Raw genomic sequence first — 22035 nt, 5'->3', positions numbered from 1 at the left:
AGCATTTATCGTCTTTCTCTGAGCTGGATAATGTGCATGGTAAGCATTATTATATACAAAGTTATTCATTTTGAATAACTATTTTTGTTTCATATTCGTAAAGAGACCATTTACACAAAAATAGCAAAAAGAGCGACCGATAAAGGCGCTCTTCTAACTGATCGCTGCTCTTGCGTATCACGCCGTGCAATATACGCCAAATAAAAAAACCGACCCGCTCAGGTCGATATCTTATGGCTTATATGAAGTTGACAGCCTTGAAAGCCCTTATACAGCTTTCTGTCTTAGAAGTATCCAGCACAGCAAATATGATTTCATCAAAATACGTATCAAAACCCTCATCCATAAGCAGCTCTTTCCACCATCGGGCAACGTTAGCGGGGTCATTGCGGAATACGCCGCAGCCGTATGCCCCGAGAACGATTGTTTGATCTCCTTTGGCTGCTAGGATAGTCAATGCTAGACGCATGCGCTCCTTCATCCCTTTTTGCGCTTGCTTGCTGTTCTCCCCCTTTAAAATAACCTGTCCATAATTGACAGCGGGCAGCGTAAGCACCGAAGCGGTAACCGGCTTCTCCAGCAGGTTGAAACGTTCATCGCGGAAAAAGACCACATCAGGCGAGTAAATTGCGTAATCGGTGTACATCATCGAGCTGAAAGCACGGTTTGCTAAGTAATAGCCCTCATGGCATAGCTGTGTGGCGTACAATCCGCTGGATACCGCGAGGCTCTCCTCCTGTGCCATGGCTCCATTTAAGAATCCGCCGCCGGGGTTTTTGGCGCTTGCAAAATTGAGCACGCCTATCTTGTCTTTTCTCCCAGCATTTAGCTGCAAAATGGCTTGCACCGTAGCTATGTTCACTACCGTCTTTTTCGCTTGCGGCGCATCCTGCCTGGAATAAAATTCCCTACCTAGAATTTTCCCTTGTTCAGGCGTAATGAGTACGCTCCTATCCTCTGAAGCTTTTTGCTGCTCCGCGAATGCAATCCGCTTTCCTTCACGCACATAAAAACCCTGCTGCATGATATGAAGCGATTCTTGTGCTATCTTCTTACGATCCATCTGTCTTCTCCTCTTTCTCAAGCCGTTCATTGCGCACTTCGGTTAGAGCAAAGCCCAGCAGGTTAGTGCCGCGCCATTGCAATGGGTTGTTCGCATGAGAATCGCTCTTCTCCATGCCGATTCCCCAAATGCGGTCATACGGACTGGCTTCAACCAGGATACGGTTTCCCGTCTGCCGCAGAACGTCCCACAGCTCCGGGTTCTGCTCGAATTTGGCTGCGTTGCCGCGTTTAACGATGTCATAGCCCCGCTGCTCCCAGAGATGGCTATCAAAGTTTTCAACAGCCCGGCCATACGCTTTAATCGCTTTCGGCTGATTGGTTTGCATGATCTTCCCAAGCATATGCTCGTCTTGGAACAAACGGGCTTTCTCCGCCATCATATACTGTTCGGTACTGGAATAACGAATGCCTTCGATTTGAAAAGAGCACAGCCACCATTGGCTTAAGCAGCTATGATCTATTATTCCGTCTGCTAGCGGTGTATGTCCCCAGAAGAATAGGAAGCTTATGCTTTTTCCAGCGCGGTACTCCTTTTGTAAAAGCTCTAAATGATTTTTCATTTTCTACTCCTTTCTCCTTTGGAGTTGGTTTTCGATTGTAATAATTAACAGGTTAGAGCTTTAGAAATTGCTTATATCCCCTTAAGAAAGGCTCATCGTGTTTATTGTTTTGATATTATTAATATGACAATATCAATTTAATGTAATTTACTCTATTTGTCAATACCATTTTATCAGCAGCTTTAAACAAGCACCAAAAACCACAACTTTAAAGTTGTGGTTTCGAACACGGACCATAATGACCTCTCGAATAAAGCACTTAATGAGTTGTAAAGGCCGTCCTACCTGCTAATTTTTAATCCCTGCTGTTTCTAAGTAAAAATTCTGAGACTAATACTGAACCCCATCCAAGTCTGAGCAACAAGAGGCGCTTTATCTGGCTTCGCCATCGTTCTCGTCAGAATCAATAAAAATACGGTATACTCCTCCCTTATTCATACCAATACGGCTTATGCGTGGAAGAAGAAGCTGCAAGTATTTGCGGAAGGTTTTCTGACTAAGAGACAGCATATTCCTAATGATTCTTCTATGAAATCTACCGTTGTCCACCTGAAGGTATCTGCCAAAGGAAATACTAGCAGAAGGACAAATCAGTCTAAAATAGAACCAAATGACGATTTCCCTCGGCTAATTCCCGTTGTTCTTTCCGTACACAAGGAAAATCCTAGCTATATGATTGCTGTTCTTTCACCTGCACCGGATCAATTGATGACGATAGCTGCAAAAACTAAGAATGAATTTATGCAGTACTATCGGAAGAAATCCCAAATAAAAAAAACCCGGATTTTATTCCAGATCTTCCTCTTCAATATCCACTTTCCTCCATCGAGCATTTCGCCCCATTGAAACAGCAACAATTGACCCCTTTTTGGACATGCGAGCAAGCACTTGTCGAATTGTAGGACCCGTTATCCCTGGGCATCGATCGACCAAGTCGGATACACTGAAATGCCCCATCAATTGCTGAATAACTGCCTCCACTTGGCGTGACTTCCAGCCTCTCCCACGATCCAGGTCTCCCATACGCTGCTCAAACCTTTCCTGGGCCTCAATCAGCATGGTTAAGAAGTACTCGACCCAAGGTCTGACATCATTCATTTCTTCATGCCAGCCTACAGACGATTTCTGTAGTGTCGTATAGTATTGATCTTTGGTATCCTCAACACATTTCTCCAAGCTGACATATCGGCCTACCTCATAGCCAGCCTGATAAAGAAGAAGAAGGGTTATAAGTCGTGCCATCCGCCCATTGCCATCGGAGAACGGATGAATAGATAAAAAATCTAGTATAAAGATAGCTATGAGGAGCAATTCCGGATATATTCCTTCCTCCTTCCTCTTTCGAAACCCATTTACCAAATCTTGCATTGCATCTTTGGTTCCAAACGCCGATACAGGTTTAAAGCGAATTATTGTCTCGCCTGTCGGAAGTTCTTCCGTAATATCGTTGTCACTGATCTTATATTTCCCGCCATTTCCAGTTGCATATCTTAACAGGTAACTGTGCATTTGCAGGATCACATTCGTTGTTATTGGCATATGTTCATAGGATTCATGAATAATTTTAAGTACATCGCGATAACCCGCAATTTCTGATTCCGAGCGGTCCATCGGTTCTGCCCTTTCGTTCACAATTTCAGTAAGGCGTTTACTGGTTACAATAATTTTTTCAATTCGATTGGAGGATTCCGTACTCTGAATCATGGCCACATTTTTCATCGCTGTTAAAATTTCAGGTGATTGCTGAAAGAACAACTGTTGTTTGCCTTTAAACTCAGCTACACGCTGCATCATATTCATGGTAGTTGGGCCCCAATGAATTTCTTTCAATCTCTCAGTTAAAAGTAACAATTTCACAATAACACCCCTTTGAACATCTACATATATTATAACACAAAATATATAGATATATAACCAACCAAAATACATAGTTTATAATTCCGAATAACATACCGAGGCTGCAAAAGTACTTCTGCAAAAACATATAAAATAATACGCTAACAGCAGCAACTCAGGACTATAATCGTCCATGAATACCTCTGTTTCTATTACAGATACTGGACTAATCTTTATATTAGCATTGCTATAATTTAAATATCTCTAGAGGACCAATACAGCTACCTAAATACTTTATTATGCTTGAGTAACAAAAGTATTCACGAATAAACGAATGAGTAAGATAATACCGCACTTAATAGCAATATGGACAATTTTGAATCAAATCTGAATCTTTATGAGCGCTATTCAGCTTTCGTGCGCAGGAGAGCTGCAGTGGCGCCTGATTCAATAAAAAAGCCCAGCCTACTGGCTGAACGATATGGCGATTCAAGGTTTTCGTTACATCGTGTGATCCACTATTTCCTTCCTATGGATTCGATCCTTTGGCAAACGAACCATATGAGGGGCATGACCATCCGCTACTTCTCTTCCTATCTGATGGCCATTTATACAGTAGATAGTAAACTCAGTCGAATCATGTGCAAGTTGCTTCTTGATATTCATATACAAGCCTTCGACGGGAATGATAATCTCATCCTCAATAAGCTCATCTGCCCCGCACCCCGGAAAAAGTTCCGCTCTTATTACTTCATAGCCATACACGTATGTTAAACGAGGGAGGTAGCTTTCATTTTCTATTAAAGAGATGCTGCTTAAATTCCCGATATGGCTTAAGATCGTTGTTATCAACGCCCCGCATGATTTGCAGCAGAAGGAGGATCTATGCATATCAACGGTTCTCCACGACTGATCATAGAACGCCGAGCTTTCCTCATAAATGCTCAGGAATTGCTTAACGATGGCTTCGGAGAGCAGCTTCACCTTCTCCATATAAGGAGATAAGCTTCTAGCCTCATAATATTCCATTTTGTTTTTCATTATGATCGGTTTAATTTCAATGTTGAAGTCATCCAGAATCGTGAATAAATCGTTTACTCGGTTCGCACGAACGAATTGATCCACGTATTTCAGCTCATCCATAATCAAGTGATCAAGCGTCGCTATAAAAGCGTTGAACTCTACAGCGCTTTGTTTATACGCACAAGATTGTGCCAGGTATATGCTGCTGCTTATCGTTTCCATCATGGCACAAAATTCACTGATAGCCACATGAACCGTATTACCGTTCAAGCTTTGTAGCGCCTGACAGGCCTGCTCATATTGATATTGCGAGCTTTGCATTTTAAAGCGTATTAACTTCACATAATTGTTTATGAGCGGTCTCCTCCTAGATAAAAAAGTCGCTTCCGAATGCTTTAGGCCTAAAGAAATGAATGTTTGTACCTTTCCCATTAATTTAATGTTTTTCATTTTCATTCTTCTTTCACATACTAACGCAGCTTTACGCCATTGGTTGCAATCCGTCCATTTTCGGCTCCAGCTCGGTGTGCACTCAACTACCGAATAGTGTACATAGACATCGTCACGTCCACAAACAAAAAGGCTGCTTTCTTAAAGCCATATTTGAATATTCAACCCCCCGCCTGCCACATAGCATAGAATGGCAAAAGAACCTTCAGCTCCACTTACATAGTGGCGTTAAAGGTCCTTCTGTACCTGTCATGGAAACGCCCAGCTCTAGGCTCCCCTTTTTGGAAGGCCTATTTTACGAATATCAGCTTTATTTTGCGGCAATTATGTTCACGACTTGCGTCTATTACTTTCCTTTTTATGCTTCATTTACCTTCCTTTTTCTGCTTCATTTACTTTGCTTTTCTGCTTCATTTACTTTGCTTTTTTACTAGCCGGTCAACTGTCCAGCAATCCAACCAACATACGGGCCACCCTTACCTCACCATTCCCGCCTGACAGCCTGATCGTATTGCGATCCCCCGGTTCCAATGGAACTGTGATCCTCGCTTCGCCGCAGAACTCGGACAAGCTGCTGGTCGAGAGCGCATTAAGCAAGGAATAATCGCTTCCGTTTACCGTCAAATGCAGCTTCGCTAAGCGATCCTCCGTTGCATATTGGATAAGAAGCGCTGCTCGGCCACCCTCTTCTCCGGCAATATGTTCAAACTCGCAATATGAGCCTGCACTCTGCAAGCCGCTGACGAAACGATTTTCTTGTTCATCCACTTCAAGGCTCGCACCTCCGCCCATGCTGCAAGCTGCTGCCTCATAGATTTGAAAATCCAACGTTTGGCTTGGCTCATCGCCTGCTGGCAATACGCCCTCCTTAGTCTGAACAACGGTCTGAATCGTACCATCCTCGTTAAAATATAAATAATCAATGCACACGCTTCTTAAGTTTCCTTCGCCCGAAATCTCTTGATTATGGTAGAACAAATACCATTGGCCATTAAACTCGGCTACGGAGCCATGGGTAGTCGAGCAGCCGGTTGGCTCAAGGAAAATACCTCGGTACGTCCAAGGACCAAGCGGCTTATCGCTAGTCGCGTATCTCATCCGGTTGTTACCTTCTAGGTTATCCGCGTAAGTGAGGTAGTACAGACCCTCCCGCTTGAACACCCAAGCCGCTTCGTGAAAATCCTCCAGCCCTTCCATTTCCAGCATGTTGCCCTTAATTGACAGCATATCGTCGTTCAGCTCGCCGCCCTCGCATCTGCTGCCGCCGCCATAATACATATACGCACGATTATCCTCGTCTACCAGTACACAAGGATCAATCAGAGCGAATCCGCCGAGTCCAGGAACATAGCCTTGATCAACAAAACCGCTTGCCGGTTTCTTGCTCGTTGCAACGCCAATTTTCCATGTATCATTCCATGCCGAGCCGCTTGGATGCGGATAATAGAAATAATAGGTTCCATTCTTGTACGCGCAGTCCGGCGCCCACATAAACCCGCCCTCCGGCCGGCCCCAAGATACGTCCTCTGAGCGCAAAATTTCCCCCTCATCCTGCCAATTCACCATGTCAGCCGATGAGAATACATGATACCTGTCCATGAGATCGCAGCCTCTTGCCGGGTCCATATCATGGGAGGCGTAGATGTAAACCTTGCCATCCTCCCACACATGCGCAGACGGATCTGCCGTATATATCGTGTTGATAATCGGGTTGCGCGAAGATAGCTTGCCGGCTTGCTTGTCTTTCCTATTCATAATGGTTATCCTCCCATATATCATGTGCATGAAATGAAGCTTTCTTCAGCATAACCCGCACCGCATCCTTGCTGCCATGAGGCAATCGTAAACAATATAGGGAGTTTATAAATACAAAAAACCTGCCCCGTTTTATCCATAACGGAGCAGGCTTCCTGACTGCTTATTCATTAAGGGAAAATAGATTGAGTTGATAGTTTTTAACAGCAGTATGCAGCTCGCTTTGTTTTTCACGAAATCTTACTAGCATCTGATCACAAGTTAATCCCTCTTTAATTAAATCGGCCAATATCAAATCTGCAAAATAGTCATTAATTGCCACAGCTCTACGCCGCGAGACGCGGTTACCAATATAACCGCCACTCCGTCATTACTCTAGCCAGCGCTTCTACGTAAAAATAATCACCCCAGATGGTGCATTCATCCACTCCCATTCCTCTTGGCTTGTTGTAAACGGCATGCTTCAATATCCCATTGGATGCCGAATCGTCTTGTGTCGTGTAGTTTTCAGAAAGCGAGCTCAGCATGGTTAAAGCCGCCTGTTCATATCGGAGCCTATCCGGATCAGCCTTTGGCAAATACTTCACCAGCTCCAGCAGCCCGCATACGGCGATGGCCGCAGCCGAGCTGTCCTTTTCCTGCTCTATTCCTTCGGTAAAGACCAGATCCCAATATACAATGCCATCCTCTGGCAGCCTGGTTAGAAAGTAATCGGCAAGCGACTTCGACAGCCCAAGCAGCGTCTCATCCCTTGAATAGGCATAGCTCAGCATAAAACCATAAATGCCCCATGCCTGCCCTCTCGCCCAGCAGGAATCATCGGCATAGCCCTGATGGGTATTGCCGTATTTCGGCTCCCCCGTCTGCACGTCCATGTAATAGGTATGGTAAGTCGTGAAATCCGGCCGCACAAGATATGCCGCAGACTGCTTCACATGGGAGCGTGCCATTGCCGCATATTGGCCGTTCCCCGTCTCTTCCGAAGCCCAGTACAGCAGCGGCAGGTTCATTAGGCAATCAATAATCATTCTGCCGCATTGCTCCGGATCATTCAGATCGCCCCAAGCTTGAATAATGCCTGCTTTCGCAAAATAGCGCTCCGCCAGCAGATCGGCAGCCTTCAGCGCCGCCGCCCTTGCCTCCTGATTGCCGGTAATCCGGTATTCCGCAACAGCGGATAAGCTGTAGAGAAAGCCAAGATCATGCGTATCAACCGCAATACGCTCTTCGACCCGTTTCTTATAGCTCGGCAACTGACGCTCCGCCACGGCGCGATATTCTTCATCCCCCGTCAGCTCATAGGCCAGCCATAGCTGACCCGTCCAGAAGCTTGCGGTCCAGTCTTCGTTCACGATGCCGGCATACACTAAGCTCTCGCTGGCCGGGGCTGGAAAAAGCCCAGTAAACGTTGAAAGATTATGATGAATACGTTCCAGCGCAAACTGGACAGCTTGCCCATAACCGCCGTCATTCGTCATCGCATTTGTCTGCATGCCTTACACTCCCTCTGTCCGCTTCGCGAGCGTCAGCTCGATTCTTACAGGCTTGCCCGGCAATTGAAACCTAAGAAAGGCCAATCTTTCTTTAATTAGCTGCACCTGAACCCCATCCGAGCATGATTGAAGCTCATAGCCGCACAAGTCATCCCAGTAGGCCAATCCGAATGGCATCGGATTCCAATAGCCAATATCGAAGGCCATATGGATGAGATCCGTTGTTTTCTCATATTCATTCACGAATACCTGGGGAATCGGCTCATTAAATTCTTCATTCATATTTCCTTTTCCGATGTAATTCCGCAGCCGATGGGGTCTGCATTCACCTTGTACAAACGCCAATTGGCATTCATGGTCGTAATAGAGAAAGGTCGTTGGCCAAGGCCCCGCTCCCGTCCCGCCAAGCGTGATTGTATATTCATTAACCTCAGGACGAATTAACGTATCCCGGGTCAGCATGGATACCGGCGCCGTAATTTCGTTTTGCTCATGGTAGAGCTCTATCGCTTTAGGCAATGTCGTCAGCGTAATAGGGAATTGCGTAATATAAGCGAAGAAGAGATCCAGCATGCCTTCGCATGCTTCCACATGGGAGGCAGGGAATACGGCAAAGCGCTCGGTGAACTCCATCTCATGCGCTTCCTGCTGCTGCAGGAAATATACTCGTTCGTTATGATCCGTATTGTCCAAATAGTCGTCAAACAGGTTTTTCCAATAGGTAATATCCTCGCCTGTGCAAAGCCCCGCGCGAAGCACGTCATTCGGATCTGTCGAGTATACGCACGGGCTTCCCGAATGATAGGTTAAATTCAAATCGCGCGCCGTCCATTCGCATGCGACAATTTTTCCTTTGCCGGAATGCGGAACCTTATATCTGCTGCTGTCCACGTACCAGGAGCCCCAAGGAATGCCCTTGTGCGTAATGCCGTCCCACCAAACCTGCTCCCAGCAGTAGCCCCACATCCCTTTGAAATCAAGCTCCTCCAGCACTTCAATTAATTCGTTGTAAATTTTCCCGCGAGCAGCAACCTTCGTTTTTGCCCATGGGAAGGCTTCCTCCACGATGCGCCAGTCGCTTGCAAGCTTGCTCTTCAGCTTCTCCTTGGACATTCCGGTATCCTCGATGAAGAATGGGCATTGAAGAATGACATCATCGCCGTATTGGTCATGCCACTCCTGAATACGGCCCTTCAGCACGGGAACCGAGCCCCCGTTCACAATCCACGTTACGGGTATCCCGTATTTGTGGGCAAGCTCAGCCGTTCGGTCAACGCCCTCTACAGCTGTTCCTTGCCCCCATGGGGTATCATAATGCGATGCGTAGCTGACAAACGTATAAATTAACTTCTCCGGTCTCAAGGAAGCGTCCCCCTAATCGTATGCTTATCATTTTTGGTAAAGCGGGGATAGCAAAGAGCCCCCAACCGGAGACTCTTTGGCCATCTCATTGCATGTGTTCTATTTCTTGTTCTCGTCCCACCAAACGTCGATTTGCGATTGCAGCTCGGCTTGAACCTTCTCAAGTCCGGCCGTTTTCAGCTTTTTATTTCTCTCCTCCAGCAGCTTGGTTGGATCTTTCACCGCTCCCGTGAAGATCGATTTGTATTCCGTTACGACAGCCGTAATTTGCGTAATCTCGTTTTTCACTTTCGCGTCATCGAATACGAAGCCCATAAGCGGGAAGCGAGTCGCTTCATTGTTGAACTTCTCCCAATTGATATAAAGGTCGTCCGGCTGGCCTGGCTTCAAATAGTTAATCATTTGGTTGCCGACTACCCAGAATAGAGCCGTCTTGCCATAACCCGAATCCGCAATGGGTTCGATGCGGTTATCGCCGACTTTTTTATAATGCTTGCCTTCGATGCCGTTAACGAACAAGTTGACCACGTAAGGATCAGTATGCAAATAGTTCAATACCATCATTGCACGATCCGGATCCTTGGACGTTCTGGAGATCGCGAACATGGAGCCCGCTGCCAGGTCCGTCGTTACGATCGGCTCCTCCACGACATGGGATACATATTCGTACTGGTTGTTGTCAGCGATCTGCGCTTCGATATCCGCGCCTGGCTTCCAAGTCGCCGATTGCATCCAAATCTTTCCTTGCTTTCTCAATTCGCCAATATCCGTTGTGCTCGTACCCGCATCCGAGTTGATATAGCCTTTTTCATAAAAGGAACGGAACATCTCGATTTCGTTTTTGTTAAGCTCTACAACTTCAGGGTCAAGCACGGACTTCACCTTCATATCCAGTGCTTTGTAATCGATCAAGAACATCGGTGTCTTAGCCGGAGTAGGTCCGATTGGACGAAGGTTCGAATTCGTTTCATACATCATGAAGCCGCCGCCGAAATTGCCAGACCCGCCAGCTACATACTGGTTAATCATTTCCGGCTCTTCTTTTTTTATTTTTTCATACCAAGGCTCTAAATCTTCTACCCTATTGATAGAGTCGATTGGAATGCTATATTTGTCGACGATATCCTTCCGGTACGTAAATGCCTTTCCTTGCGTAATCTCCTTATTCGTTGGAACCGCATACAGCTTGCCTTTCAGGCGCGGCGCTTCCAAGTAGAGTGGATTAATCCGTTCCTTGATGCCTTGGCCATGCTTCTCCAGCAGCTCATCAAGCTCTAGATAAGCGCCTTTGGAGGCGTTGCCGAAGAAATTGAGCCATGAAGCTGAGAACACGAGGTCCATCTTCTCGCCCGTATTCATCATAAGCTCCGTACGGTTTTTAAAATCGCTTGAAGCGATAGGCTGAAGAGATACCGTTGCATTGATTTTCTCTTTGAAAAATTCATTCAGCTTCTCCTCGATCAAAGCATCATCCTCTTGCGGCGTTCCGAAGTACACAATGGATACCTCGTAGGGCTCAAGCTTTGGCTCTTCTGCCGGCGCATTCGTCGCTTTATCCGGCTCTGGCGACTTCTCCCCGTTTGTTTCGGCAGCCGCGTTGGTCGGTTTTTCACTGTTCCCTCCGCTTGAACACGCTTGCAAAAACACGGATAGTACCATTGCCAAGGCAAGCAGCATGATGAATGTCTTTTTCTGTTTCATTTCATTTAACCCTCCCAGAACTAATTTATAATAGTTGGCCCTTGGCGTGATAACCTCAGGCCGTTACTACCGAGTGCTTTAGCCTTTAACGGCGCCTACTGTCAAGCCTTTAACGAAATACTTCTGAAAGAACGGATAAACGAGCAGGATCGGGCCCATGCCGACGACAGCCATTGCCATCTGCAGCGACTCATTGGGCAAATCCTTCATGAGCTGCGGATTTTGCGCTGCCAGCTGGACGTTGGAACGCATAAACTGGACATCGTTGAGTACGCGCATCATCAAATATTGCAGCGGGTATTTCTCTTCCGTCCGGATAAACAAGAGAGCATTAAACCAATCATTCCAATACACGATCGTGCTGAGCAGAGCCATCGTAGCCATAACCGGAAGAGAGAGCGGAAGAACGATGCGTATAAAAATTAGAAGTTCTCCGCCGCCGTCAATTCTGGCCGACTCGATCAACGCAGGATGGATTGTCGTCTGGAAGAAAGTCCGCATAATGATGACGTTGAACGGAATAATGAGCAGCGGCAATATTAAGGCGGCATAGGAATCCAGCAGTCCGATCGTTTGCGTGAATACGATGTATTTGCTTACTATGCCCCCGTTGAACAGCATCGTGAAGAAAAGAAAGAAGGTGAATATCCCGCGAAACGGATAGTCCGCTCTGGAGATCGGATAAGCGTAAAGAGCCATGAATATGACGCTAAGAATCGTCCCCACCACCGTAACGCCAATGCTGACGCCATATGCGCCAAAAATCGTGGAGTAATCCTTAAACAAGCTTTCGTATGCGATCCATGATAATTTCTCCGGCAAGAAGCTGTAGCCTCTATTCAGCAAGGAATCATTGTGGGTAACGGATACGATAATGACCAGTATGACGGGTAGTACGCACGCCAAGGATAAGAGAATGAAGCCGATGTTCAATACGATATTGGTCAGCGGCGAAATTTTATTTTCCCTGCGGCTTGTTTGCGAGCTCATCGTTATCACCTCTGCTTCTGCCTTAGAAAAGGGCCTGATCTTTATTGATTTTGCGTACCGCTGAGTTAGTCAATATGACCATAATGAATCCTAGAACGGATTGCACCAACGCCGCAGCCGATGACATCCCAATGTCGTTAAGCTCCATTAATACACGATACACATACGTGTCGACGGTATCGGTAACCGGGTACAGCGCCCCCGAATCCATCGGCACTTGGAAGAACAAGCCGAAGTCCGAGTTGAAAACATGCCCCATAGACAAGATCGTCATAATAATGATAATAGGCTGAATGGACGGCAGCGTAATATGAAAGATTTGACGCCATTTCGAGGCTCCGTCTATGACCGCCGCTTCATAATATTCCGGATCGATTCCGGCAATGGCTGCAATGTAGATAACGGCTCCGATGCCAACGCCCTTCCAAGCATTAACCAAGGTCAGAATATACGGCCAGAAGGCTTGCTCCGAATACCAGAATACGGGGTCTTTGCCGAACCATTCAAGAATGGAGGTATTTAAGAAGCCCTTATCCGGATTCAAGAATGCATAGGCCAAATAGCTAATGACGACCATCGATAGGAAGTAAGGCATGATGAGGAAGGTTTGATAGCCCTTCGCCAGCAGCTTGCCTCGAAGCTCGTTAATGGCAACGGCAATGGCTACCGACAAACCTAGGTTGATCACCATGAATACCAGGCTGTACAGCACGGTGTTTCTCGCAATGCGCCATAATGATCCGGACGAGAACAAGAATGTGAAATTATCGAAGCCTACCCATGGGCTTTTCCATATGCCATCGATGTAATTGATATTTTTGAATGCAATGAACACCCCGAACATAGGCAGATAGTTATTCAGAATAAGCACGATGAGAGTAGGCAGCATCATCATCGTTAAATATCGGTACTTCCATAGCAAGTGGAAAAACAAGGCCATACCCGTCTTCGAATGGCTCTTCAAGCCCGCGCTCTGGACTTCTGATTTCGCTCTCAATATGTCAACCTCCCTTCTGTTGACTTTAGTATAGAATGGCCGCCCCCTAATGACGATGATGTATTCCTATTAGAATGTGATGTAAACTTAGCTTGCTGATCCGGAGCAAAGAGCGCGCATCGATCCAAGTAGAAAGAGCCCCGGCAATGTGCCGGAGCTCCTTAGCTACACGCTTTGTTCCTGAAGCGGAAGGTTGATGATAGCCCTGATGCCTCCGCCTTCCCGCCGCTCGTACCGCAAGCTGTACGCTTCGCCGAAATGCAGCTGGATCCGTTGGTTGACATTACGGATGCCATAGCCCTTATCGGTCGCAATGCCGTTTACAATCTGCTCCAAGCGGTCCATATCAACCGGCAGGAAGCCGTTATCCTCGACCGTCATGCGAATTTCATTGTCCGCGCGGTGAACCCTTATCCAAATTTCGCCTTCCCCGTCCATGCTGCTGACGCTATGGAAGATTGCATTCTCCACCAATGGCTGCAAGATAACCTTAGGCGTCATGTATGCCTTCAAAGAATCGTCAATATCCCAATAGACCTCGAATGTATCCGGGTAGCGCTTCATTTGAAGCCGGCTGTACGCCTGAACATGCTCCATTTCCTCGGCGATCGTAATGATTGATTTCCCTTTGCTAAGCCCGATTCGGAGCAGCTTCGACAAGTCCTTGACCATGTCCCCGACGCCGGTATTCCCGCTGTCCAGCGCATACCAGTAAATCGAGTCGAGCGTATTGTACAGCAGATGCGGGGTTATCTGAGAATGGAGCGTTGCCAGCTCATTCTCCTTCTGCTTAATCTTCATGACATAGTTTTCATCAATCGAGTTGTCCAATCGGGTGGTCATTTTGAGAAACGCGCCATACAAAATGCCGAATTCGTCCGACCGCAGCAGCTTCCCATCCATATCCAGCTTTTTCCCCGGCTCGTAAATTTTCGTAATGGACACTAGCCGTACTAGCGGCTTCACGATAATCCGCAGCAAATAGAGGACAAATACGAGGACGAATGCCAAGTAAATAGCCGATATGCCCATAATCATCCACTGGAATACCGTTTGGTTTCCGGTAATGGATTCGAACGGTATTTTATAAATGAGGCGCGTATTGAACGCAGATCGCTTGGAATACGCATAAAGCCATTTCTTGCCCCCCTCGCTGGCAAAATAATAGCCGTCCACCTGGCTTTGCGCCTCTTTAGGCATGGAAGCCAGTTGCAGATTCTGCGGTCCCGCCTTCATAAGCAGCTCATCCTGATCGTTGAACAAATAAATGCCCGCACGGTCCGGCAGCTGCACAGAAACGATATCCCGATTCAGCAGCACCTCCAGCTTCGATACAACGAGAAAGCCAATCGATTCGTCATACTTCTCCGGATTCAAGATGCTCCGCATAAAGCTGACCGTAGCCGCTCCGCCTTCCGCTTGCAATAAATGCAGCGTTCCGCCGCCGCCTTCCCGCAGCGAGCGCTCCGCCCATTCAGGCTGCTCCGCGATTTCTTTATTAAAGTATTTGAACCCTTTGGTCTTGTAAGAGAGATCGAAAGGCGTGCTTTTCCCTGCCGTGTTCATCATATACAGCGTATATTCGGTCCCGTCCGACGACCATCGCTCCAGAATAGCGTCCGCTTCCCTAATTTGTCCCAACGTTTCGATGTTCGTCCAGAAGCCGTACTGCTTCGAGTCGCTAAAAAAATAGTTGTCGAGCAGCGTCACCGTTCGGTCGTTAACCGCCGACAGCGTCTTCTCGATGGTAACATGGTTCTGTTTCACCAGCTGCAGCGTCGTCCTGCCCACCTCATCCCGCATCGAATCAGAGGCTTTATAAGCGGAAAACCAGGCGACGACTAGGCATGGGCCCACGATAAACAAGGCAAACGCAAGCGTAACCTTATATTTGAGCTTCAGCCTAATCCCCCCTGGCCTTCTTTTCTATATTCAGCGGGACTGACGCCCGCATAACGCTTGAACATGCGGCCGAAATGCTCTGGAGACTCGTAGCCCACCTCATAAGCGACCTCGTATCGTTTTTTGTCCGTTGTAGCAAGCAAATGCTTAGCCTCTTCAATACGCAGCTCGGTTACGTAATCCCAAAGGTTCTTTTTCATTTCCTGCTTAAACAGATAGCTCAAATACGCCGTGCTGAAATGGACCTCATTCGCAATATCCTGAATTTTGAGCGCGGGATTCCGGAAGTTCAGACGAATATAACCCGTTATTCTCGCGAGTATGGATTGATCCCGTTCCTTGACGAGCAGCCGGACCAGCTTGGCGGTCTCCTGAATATATTCTCGCAGACGTTCAATTCTGGCCTCTCCAACCATTTGCCTGAAATAAACGTCCGGGTCGAACCGCTGCAGCGAGATGCCATTCGTCGTCCCGTATTCCAACATCAAGCCATATAAGCGGTAGACCAGCATGCCGAAATAGCTGTTAAACAGCTCGGCCGATTGGCCAAGCTCCCTCAGCGGCTTAATCATCGTTTCCGTATCGACTGGCAGCGGTTTGTCGAGGCCCGATTTCAGTCCCTGCACGTACTCGTCAACCTTTGCCATCCATTCCACGACACTGAGGTTTTCCTGCGCTAGAACGTCCTCATAATAAAATACATGGTTGCTTGGGTGGAGGGTTTTCCACTCGGCCGCCGTATTGGCTTCTTCCATAAGCTTCGGCAGCATGAAAATGTCCGAATGAAGCGTGCTCATCCCTATCGTTGTCTCCACATTCAAATATTGCTTTAAGTTCATATGGATCATCTGTCCAATCAAATGCATCTGCGATTTGACATGAAAGCGCTGGCCAGACATCTCTTGCTCGTTTAGTTGAATGATGCCGATCAATTCATTGCCGAACCCGTTGAAGGTTAGGCCATGCCATTCGGACAGGCTTTCCTCCATTATATTAATGGACGCGTATTTAAGCAGCTTGCGGTCCTGAAGCGTAATTTCCCGGTTGCTGAAGCCGCCGTGATTCAAGCCCAGCCGAATGGATACAACCCCCAGATAATGTCCTTTAATCTGCTCGCCAAGCTCGGCGATCAGCTCTTTATAGTCTCGCTTCGTCAGGTTGCGCTCCGTTACGAGCTCCATCAGCAGCTCATTGCGGCTTAGCGCTTCCGTTTTTTCCTTTTCCCGCTTCCACTTCGATAGTTCCAGCGACTTCTTCCCTATCTCTTCCTTCTCATTCAATACCTTGCGCACGACGCGCAGCAGGTCCTCCTGCTCCACCGGCTTAACGAGGTAATCGCGCGCTCCGAGACGCATCGACTTTTTAGCAAAATCGAATTTCTCATGCGCAGAAATAACAATGATCGGCAGATTCGGCTGCTCCATATAAATCGTCTCCATCAGCTCGATACCGCTCATTCTGCCCATCTGGATATCGGTAAGCACCAAGTCGAATGTATCCATTCTCAAATAATCGATCGCTTCGAAGCCGTTCAGTGCCGTCTCTACATAGGTAATATTCAAATCCGAGCTGAGCAAAAAATTTTTAATGCCCATGCTCACACGCGGCTCGTCGTCTACAACCAATATTTTGTTCATGAATGTGAGCCTCCAATTTGAGCAGAATAGCAAGCCTGACGGAAAGGTATGCATCCAGTTTCTAATCTTTACTAACAGTCTAATGACGCTGCCCCGGCTTAGCCATGATCTTTCCTGCTCGAATTGTGATGTATATGAGGGACTTTACGTATAATCGGTGAATCGGGAAGGAGGCAGCTGATGAAAGCGTTTAAATATTTTGGAAAACGTGTAGGGATCGGAGAAGCCAAGCTGATAAGCGATCTGCTTGACCGTCAGCTTGCGGCCCATGAGCAGCTCCCGAGCGCGGTTCATTTTCATTTTGGTAATGTAATGCTGTGGTGTCAGCCCTATATTCGCTTTGAAAAAAGCATAAAAGTATTTAGGGGACATGTTGATCATATCGGCTAAATGTTCGGCTGAAATTTGTTTTTCGATATGGTCGTCGATATATTGAAGCACTGGCTTCAGCTTGTCATAGTTCCCTCTTTGAGGGGCAGAGGGCATCTTGTCTAAGGGGTTACGCGCAGCCGCAGCAAGAAGCTTGGCAAGAAGGACAAGGAAATAGCCCTTCAGCACAAGCGCTGACATCGGCTCCTTGTTTTTGTAAGCGTCAAAGCTCGCTCGAAACTGCGGTCCTTCCTCATGAAAATAACGCTGCGGAATTAATCCCATCAGCCCGAACTCGTCCAGAAAGTTGATTCGCCTGCCTATGGGGAAATCGAAATGGATAAACATATGGGTACAAGCCGCAGCATGGCAGTCCGCGGAATAAGGCATGCCTGGATTAAAAAACACAATATCGCCTTCTCGGGCGATAGCTCTGCCTCCATGGCATTCAATCGTGATCTCGCCGCTTGTCACATACCACAAGTCGTAGTCCGGATGCTTCTTCTTCTCCGACCAGCCGATCTCATGTGCAGCATATCCGCTGTTGTTGAATCTCAGCTCGACGTCCTCGATTAAGGCGTTCATCCTGTTTCTATCCAGCACCGGCCATCATTCCTTATCCTGAAATACTCACAGCCATCAAACCGTACTTGTAACCATTTTATGTGATTACTCCCCTTTGTACAATGAAATCAATGTTTAAATATCCCGTATAGGAGTGCTGAGAAATGAACCGAATAGGCTGGTGCATGGGCATTGAGCAAGCCGCTCTTCTGGCAAGCAAAGGCTTCGATTATATCGAATGCCCTTTAACCTCGCTTCCCCTTGAGGATGAGCTCGCTTTGGCAAAGCGGCTGCCGCTGTTTCTGGACTCCCCGCTTCAGGTGGGAGCCATGAACCTGTTTCTTCCGCAAAGCATGCTTGCGGTTGGACCCGAAGTTGACCGGGAACGACTCCGCCGATATGTGAGCAAAGCCGGTGAGACGATAAGCGCAATCGGAGCCCAGATTGTCGTGCTTGGGAGCGGCCGGCAGCGGATGATTCCCGAAGGCTGGTCGAAGCAGCAGGCGGAGGAGCAGCTGCTCGAGCTGCTTCAGTGGATTTCGGAGGAATGGACAGGCAACGGTGCCGTACTCGCACTTGAACCGCTGAACCGAAAGGAATCGAACCTAATTAACCGTGTCGAGGAAGCCGTACAGCTTGTTAGGCAGCTGAATCATGCGAATATACGTGTACTCGCCGATTTCTACCATATGGATGAAGAGGATGAACCGCTTGATACGCTGCTTGCTCACAAGGAATGGATTGCCCACATTCATGTTGCGGATACGGGAAGGTTGGCTCCGGGAACGGGCTCCTATCCCTACGAACGATTTTCCCAGCTGCTGCGGGAGATGAACTATACCGGCATGATTTCAGCCGAATGTACGTTGAAGGAGGGAGATACGGAGCTGGCGGATAGCTTGGCGTTTATGAAGCGGATGGCGGTGAATGGAGCTTAGCATACAGAGTAGAGCCTGCGATGAATCGCTGATACAGCGCGAAAGAGCTGCCCGTCTATAGCGGCAGCTCTTTCGGCGTTTTTTAAGTTAACGCAGCTTTTTTGTGAAAATAATTTCTAATGGCTGGCTATCGAGCAATAGGCTGCCCGCGTCTTTGTAACCTAGTTTTCGATAAAAGTGCTGCGCGCCTTCGTCAGCTTGAGTCGAAGTCATGACCATCGAAAAGCCTTGTTGCTTCATTTCATTTTCCCAAAACTCGACGATATGCTTGCCGAGGCCTGTACCACGGTACTGCTCTTCGATCCAGATCATATTCATAAACGGAGTATTATCCCAAAAGTAACCGAAGCGCATCCATCCCGCTATGGCTTCGCTTTCAACGCGCAATAAGAGGATTTCCCTCTCCCTTATTTTAGATGCGATTAAATTCTCCGCGAGATGATGGTCTCGGCTTTTGATCCATTCCAAATCATTTTCCGTTGCAGCTGATACCTTCATGGATTGATGCTCCTCATTTCAACACCTTACATGCTTCCGTTTGAATCCGATTCGCCCTTTATCTACTGCCTTTTGAATATTATCGGAAGCGCATATCAACTTGCTTTTTGTTTTGTCCTTGTCCACTTCTACCGGACCTACTGCCTTCGCCGTCTCGAATGCCTGATCATGGAGAGGCACATAGGATACCCCTACGGTATAAAGAAAATTATTCATCGCGTATTTTGCTCGTTCAGGAGCGTCGCTTATCGTTTTCTGTACAGTTTCAAGCATGCTGGCAAGCTTGCTTTCGGAGAATTCGCGGTCCGGCCGACTGCCGAGTAGCCAGCAATAACAACTCCAGCCCGCTGACATTTTCAGCTCTTCGCCGCTTGCGATCCATTTATCGGCAACCTCTTGTGCAATATCGGTTTCAGATAAGGTTACGGCCACTATAAAATCGGAAATCATGTAAAAATAAGCCGCGTCTATCCAACGCTCAAAATCGGCTTCTGTCATTGCTTTTGGATCTGCAATTACGCCGGCAAAGTACATCGCGTCGTAATTCCCTGTGGCATACAGCTGATCCGCCAGAGGCTGATCCTTTTTAATTTTTTTAGCGATGGGCTTCATTTCGCCAGTAGCCACGCCAAAAAGCGGCTCATGTGCGCCATTGGATACGTATATTTTTTTGGTTCGTTCCTTGCTGAGGCCTTCAAGCTCCTGCATGACCGTTTCTACATTCATCGTTTAACACTTCCTTATTGGTGAAGGATATCATCCATTTTATCATAAAATAGTCGGTACCATACCCCCATCCATACGGATCGGAGAGCCTTTGAACGCGGATGCATAAGGACTGCATACAAAGGCCGCTAGTCTACCGATTTCAATAGGCCTGATAAATCGCTGTATTTCAGATTGAGGCAGGTTCGCAGTCATGAAATGTTTTTCTTTTTCTGAAAAATCCATACCCTCATTAGGATATATGCCCTCAATAATGTGCTGCACATTTTCCGAAAGTGTTGGACCAGGCAGGATCGTATTCACGGTAACTTCCGTTCCTATCGTTAATTTGGACAAGCTTTTGGACAAAGATAACAACATGGATTTGGTCATCGCATACTGGGGCATTTGACCCGAAGGCATCATGGCTTCCTCGCTCGCAATAAAGATTATGCGGCCATAATCATTTTTTAACATGTTGGGCAAATAAAATTTCGATAGCCCATTTGCAGCAAGAACGTTCGTCCGGAAGTATTTTTCCCAAACTTCATCGTCAACGTCCTCGTATCTCATTATTTCATAAATGCCCGTGTTGTTGACCAAAATATCAATACGTGGAAATTTTTCAAATAAAGCCTCTCTTTGCGCAATATCCACAATATCGGCTGCAGCATTCTGTGGAGAGGTACCTGGGAATCGTGACTTTAATTCATTTACCGTTTGTTCTACCTCTTCGTTATTCCGTCCGTTAATGAGTACATGAACGCCTTCTTTGGCGAGTTCTATGGCGATTGCTTTGCCTATCCCTTTTGTCGATCCTGTAACTAAAGCCGTTTTATTATTTAATCCCATATCCATCATTTATTTCTCCTTTGTACGTCGGATAGGGATTATGTTACCTTGTACGATTCGATCAGTAACTAGCCTATTGCGCCAAAGTTCTTGTTTAACACGCCAAATGATAAACGGGGCAACGACTTAATCGCTGCAGCAATAGCTGGCTTGGGATTTCTATGCAAGAACCGTCGGCAGCTCTAGCTGCCCTTCGGAAACCACGTCTGCCCCTAGACGTTCCGAACGCCAATTCGATGGCGTGTCCCCTTCCCATTGACGGAAGGCGCGGTAGAAGGAGTTCTGGTCCTCATATCCAATCAAGAAAGCTACCTCTTTAATATCGAGTGAGGAGTCTGCCAAATAGTCCAATGCCTGTTCATGTCTGGCTTGTGTCAACACATGCTTGAAGCTCGTGTTTTCATCCGCAAGCCGGCGCTGCAAGGTACGATCGCTCATGCCGAGTTCCTTCGCGATAGTCTGAATGTCGGGACGCCCTCCTGTGAGAGTGCGCTTCATGATCCACTTGACCGACTCGGAAAAGGAGCGGCTGCTCTGCTGTTCATCCAATGATTGATCCAGAACAGGAGTCAGAACCTCTAGCAACTCTTCGTTGTACGAGACAAATGGGCGGTCCAGATCGCTTCGATGCAGCGTTAACCGATTATATGGCGTACCCATCCTCACGGGACAGCCGAAGTACGCTTCAAGTGTCTGTGTATCACCCATTGCGTGCGAAAATTCGACGAGCTTTGCCGTCAAAGGTTGACCAGTGCCCCGGCGCCCAAGTTCCAGAAGGCATGCCAGTGTGATGCCAACCAGCATTGGCGGGCCGGATTGCTCATTATGCAGCCAATCCAAGTCGATTGTGCAGCGCTCGCCTTCCTCGGTGATACGCAAGCTTTCAGGCGGGCACAGCTGTTTGTACCGTGCCATTCGATTTAGAGCGTCGCGGTAGTCACGAGCGTGGTAAGTCGCTAAGACGGTAGGCGGGTACTTCGCTGTTTCAAAGGCGGTCACAAGCAAGGTGATTCCTCTCGCCGTGTCGCCAATTAGATCGGAATAAGCCTGCCAGATCGCGAAATATTGGGCAGTATTAACGATAGGTTCAGCCACAATGGAGAGCGGCAGACCTGCTTTGCGAGCTGCGTCATCGGGGTCGATGCCTAATTCTCGCAGTCCTGCCCAGAATCCCAGCGGAATTTTAATGCGCTCGGAAGGATGAGACTTCATAAATATAGACTCCTTTATTAGCTTGCATATTCATGCATGTTCATTCCTGTTGGTTGTAGCTCGGTATCCTGCATGAAGACGCCTTGAAAGGTTCTAATATGGTCGTTCATATATGCGCTTTGTTAA

At 47.3% G+C, this 22035-nt stretch carries 18 protein-coding genes; 1 reads left to right on the top strand and 17 read right to left on the bottom strand.

Annotated elements, in window-relative coordinates:
• Window positions 1-238: 238 nt before the first annotated feature.
• The 13 genes from FHS16_RS26420 to FHS16_RS26360 form a co-directional block, all read right to left on the bottom strand.
• On the bottom strand, window positions 239-1063 hold the full coding sequence (locus FHS16_RS26420) for a TIGR02452 family protein (protein WP_183569853.1): 825 nt from the start codon (window positions 1061-1063) through the stop codon (window positions 239-241).
• Window positions 1053-1625, bottom strand: a complete 573-nt coding sequence (ybiA, locus tag FHS16_RS26415; protein ID WP_183569851.1) for a riboflavin biosynthesis intermediates N-glycosidase — start codon at window positions 1623-1625, stop codon at window positions 1053-1055. Before ybiA ends, FHS16_RS26420 begins: the two co-directional genes overlap by 11 nt.
• 786 nt (window positions 1626-2411) lie before the next feature.
• Window positions 2412-3482, bottom strand: coding sequence for a Fic family protein (locus FHS16_RS26410; protein ID WP_183569849.1), 1071 nt, complete (start codon window positions 3480-3482; stop codon window positions 2412-2414).
• Between the two features lie 480 nt (window positions 3483-3962).
• The gene (locus tag FHS16_RS26405) at window positions 3963-4754 is read right to left on the bottom strand and encodes a hypothetical protein (protein ID WP_183569847.1); all 792 of its coding nucleotides are present in this window, start codon (window positions 4752-4754) and stop codon (window positions 3963-3965) included.
• Between the two features lie 618 nt (window positions 4755-5372).
• Window positions 5373-6689 (bottom strand): family 43 glycosylhydrolase, encoded by a 1317-nt coding sequence (locus FHS16_RS26400; RefSeq protein ID WP_221226477.1) that lies wholly within the window; start codon window positions 6687-6689, stop codon window positions 5373-5375.
• A 344-nt stretch (window positions 6690-7033) separates the two neighbouring features.
• The gene (locus FHS16_RS26395) at window positions 7034-8182 is read right to left on the bottom strand and encodes a glycoside hydrolase family 88 protein (RefSeq protein WP_183569843.1); all 1149 of its coding nucleotides are present in this window, start codon (window positions 8180-8182) and stop codon (window positions 7034-7036) included.
• A 3-nt stretch (window positions 8183-8185) separates the two neighbouring features.
• Window positions 8186-9544 carry a hypothetical protein gene (locus tag FHS16_RS26390; protein WP_183569841.1) on the bottom strand — a complete coding sequence of 453 codons (1359 nt, stop codon included), beginning with the start codon at window positions 9542-9544 and terminating at the stop codon, window positions 8186-8188.
• 99 nt (window positions 9545-9643) lie between these two features.
• Window positions 9644-11245 carry an ABC transporter substrate-binding protein gene (locus FHS16_RS26385; protein ID WP_183569839.1) on the bottom strand — a complete coding sequence of 534 codons (1602 nt, stop codon included), beginning with the start codon at window positions 11243-11245 and terminating at the stop codon, window positions 9644-9646.
• A gap of 78 nt (window positions 11246-11323) precedes the next feature.
• Complete coding sequence (locus tag FHS16_RS26380) at window positions 11324-12235, bottom strand: carbohydrate ABC transporter permease (protein ID WP_183569838.1); 912 nt, start codon at window positions 12233-12235, stop codon at window positions 11324-11326.
• Window positions 12236-12257: 22 nt separating this feature from the next.
• On the bottom strand, window positions 12258-13232 hold the full coding sequence (locus tag FHS16_RS26375; protein ID WP_246431978.1) for an ABC transporter permease: 975 nt from the start codon (window positions 13230-13232) through the stop codon (window positions 12258-12260).
• A 165-nt stretch (window positions 13233-13397) separates the two neighbouring features.
• On the bottom strand, window positions 13398-15023 hold the full coding sequence (locus tag FHS16_RS32520) for a sensor histidine kinase (protein WP_183569836.1): 1626 nt from the start codon (window positions 15021-15023) through the stop codon (window positions 13398-13400).
• Window positions 15024-15130: 107 nt separating this feature from the next.
• A complete protein-coding gene (locus tag FHS16_RS32325; RefSeq protein WP_183569834.1) occupies window positions 15131-16771 on the bottom strand; it encodes a response regulator transcription factor in 1641 nt (546 codons plus the stop codon).
• Window positions 16772-16915: 144 nt separating this feature from the next.
• Window positions 16916-17725, bottom strand: coding sequence for a helix-turn-helix domain-containing protein (locus FHS16_RS26360; RefSeq protein ID WP_183569832.1), 810 nt, complete (start codon window positions 17723-17725; stop codon window positions 16916-16918).
• Between the two features lie 143 nt (window positions 17726-17868).
• Here FHS16_RS26360 and FHS16_RS26355 point away from each other — a divergent pair, with 143 nt between their 5' ends.
• Entirely contained in the window at window positions 17869-18642 is a 774-nt protein-coding gene (locus tag FHS16_RS26355; RefSeq protein WP_183569830.1) for a sugar phosphate isomerase/epimerase family protein, read from the top strand.
• 87 nt (window positions 18643-18729) lie between these two features.
• Here the strand turns inward: FHS16_RS26355 and FHS16_RS26350 are convergent, their stop codons facing one another.
• The 4 genes from FHS16_RS26350 to FHS16_RS26335 all read right to left on the bottom strand — a co-directional run bounded on the left by FHS16_RS26350 (window position 18730) and on the right by FHS16_RS26335 (window position 21909).
• Complete coding sequence (locus FHS16_RS26350) at window positions 18730-19140, bottom strand: GNAT family N-acetyltransferase (protein ID WP_183569828.1); 411 nt, start codon at window positions 19138-19140, stop codon at window positions 18730-18732.
• An 18-nt stretch (window positions 19141-19158) separates the two neighbouring features.
• A complete protein-coding gene (locus tag FHS16_RS26345) occupies window positions 19159-19866 on the bottom strand; it encodes a DNA alkylation repair protein (RefSeq protein ID WP_183569826.1) in 708 nt (235 codons plus the stop codon).
• A gap of 42 nt (window positions 19867-19908) precedes the next feature.
• A complete protein-coding gene (locus FHS16_RS26340) occupies window positions 19909-20703 on the bottom strand; it encodes an SDR family NAD(P)-dependent oxidoreductase (protein WP_183569941.1) in 795 nt (264 codons plus the stop codon).
• 153 nt (window positions 20704-20856) lie between these two features.
• The gene (locus FHS16_RS26335; RefSeq protein ID WP_183569824.1) at window positions 20857-21909 is read right to left on the bottom strand and encodes an AraC family transcriptional regulator; all 1053 of its coding nucleotides are present in this window, start codon (window positions 21907-21909) and stop codon (window positions 20857-20859) included.
• Window positions 21910-22035 lie beyond the last annotated feature (126 nt).

Source organism: Paenibacillus endophyticus, assembly GCF_014192395.1.
Lineage (GTDB): Bacteria > Bacillota > Bacilli > Paenibacillales > Paenibacillaceae > Pristimantibacillus > Pristimantibacillus endophyticus.
The sequence above is the reverse complement of the archived record's forward strand: the minus strand, read 5'-3'. Positions and strand labels throughout refer to the sequence as shown.